At 46.7% G+C, this 1,749-nt stretch carries 1 protein-coding gene; it reads right to left on the bottom strand.

What is annotated here, in order from left to right:
- Positions 1-31: 31 nt before the first annotated feature.
- Positions 32-1,749 (bottom strand): calcium-binding protein (locus tag PPL9_RS31885; RefSeq protein ID WP_161831223.1); only part of this gene is annotated, 1,718 nt, incomplete at its 5' end.

The following is a 1,749-nucleotide window of genomic DNA, read 5'->3' as shown; positions in this document are numbered from 1 at the left end:
GATTTGGCTCATAAAAACCGCGACATTCCAGTTATTGATAGCTCACTATATCCCTTATGAAACAAGGGTTAAAGACCCTACATAATGGAAGGAGAGCCGAACCTTCTTCATTTAGTGAGTTAATTGCTATGACTAGATGATCGCCATGCTTTTCAAATGAAAGGTCGTTAACTGAAATAGATCCAGCGAACTTTAATGTATCTTCACCTGCATTAATGAATTCTTTGGTTGTTGTTGTTCGAGTGCCGTAAACGGCCGTCTGCCCACGATATCCGGCCAAATACCGGTCTGTATGAACAGTTGTCTGTATTTTGGAATCATATATCCCGATAGCACCATGACCCAATCCGACGAGATAAGTGTCGTCGCCAGCTCCGCCTTGCAGAATGTCTGTTCCAGCCCCTCCTGACAGAGTGTCATCACCGTCTTCGCCGATAAGGTGGTCGTCGCCAGCCTCTCCATATAGTTTGTTTGCTTCTGCGTTACCTCGCAGCTCATCATTATGATTAGAACCGATCAAGTTTTCGATGCTGGAAAGAGTATCATCTTCAGCATCTCCACCAGTGGCTAGCATTGATGTAAGATCGACAGAAACCCCGTTTTGTGAAGCACCATAATAGGCTGTATCTTCACCTGCCCCACCGTCAAGTATATCGCTGCCGCTTCCACCGTTCAGTATGTCGTTACCAACACCGCCTGATAGGTGGTCATCTCCATCCAGGCCATTCAAGCTGTCATCCTGATCACTTCCGATGAGAGTATCATGGTGCTTAGAGCCGATAAGGCTCTCAATTGAAGTAAGAGTATCCCCTTCAGCATCTCCACCATGACCTTGTCCCGTCGTTAGATTCACAGTCACTCCGGCAATACTTTGGTCATATGTTGCCGTATCGCTACCAGCTCCGCCATCGAGCTGATCAGCACCTGCCCCTCCCTGGAGTAAATCGGACCCAATGCTGCCATGTAACGTATCGTTCCCTTGTCCTCCCCAGAGCACATCATTCCCATACCCTCCAAGGAGGATATCATCGCCCGCTCCGCCGTCTAGGTATGCAGTCTTAAGGGAGTTGGTAGCATCTAGCCGATCATCACTAATGCTGCCTGTGGCAACGACCGCAGTATTGAAGTTTTTATCTACACCTGCACTGTTGGTTGCTGCATAGAAGTGCCATCCTTGATTTGATTCAAGGTGAAGCGCATTAGCATCTACAATGTCATTGAAACCCCAGCGGCTAGTTGCAAATGCGACATCGCCAACGGTAAGGTTAGTCCCGTCATTTAATGTTGCCTGCGCTAGCCCGTGTATGGTGGTCCCATCATTTAAGGTTGTTTTTGTCGGATCGGTGTATGAAAAACTGATCTGCGCGATGTTACGTTCGCTCAAACTTGTGAGCTCACCATCGTCAACCGTCCCGTCACTGTCTTTATCTTGCCAAAGTTTAAATTCTGACCAACGCTCATCTATTTCGTCAAAGACACCATCGTGATTACTGTCAAAAATCTCTTCAAGAGCTTGCAGGTCAGTGTCTTCAGAGTTGTCACCAGTAAGTTCAGCAAATGCGATTTGAAAAGAATTGTGTACTTCACCATCACCCTGTGCATCCCAAAAAAGCAATGCATCGTCAGGGGAGATCCAAGCTGTCAGTTCATCAAAGCCGTCATTGTCAAAATCAAAATGAACTGAGGCTTCCTCCAGAGAAATTATTTCCAAGCCATCATTATCTAAGTCGATAACAACTGGTTTGCCAC

This window comes from Pseudovibrio sp. POLY-S9 (assembly GCF_001431305.1).
GTDB lineage: Bacteria > Pseudomonadota > Alphaproteobacteria > Rhizobiales > Stappiaceae > Pseudovibrio.
The sequence above is the reverse complement of the archived record's forward strand: the minus strand, read 5'-3'. Positions and strand labels throughout refer to the sequence as shown.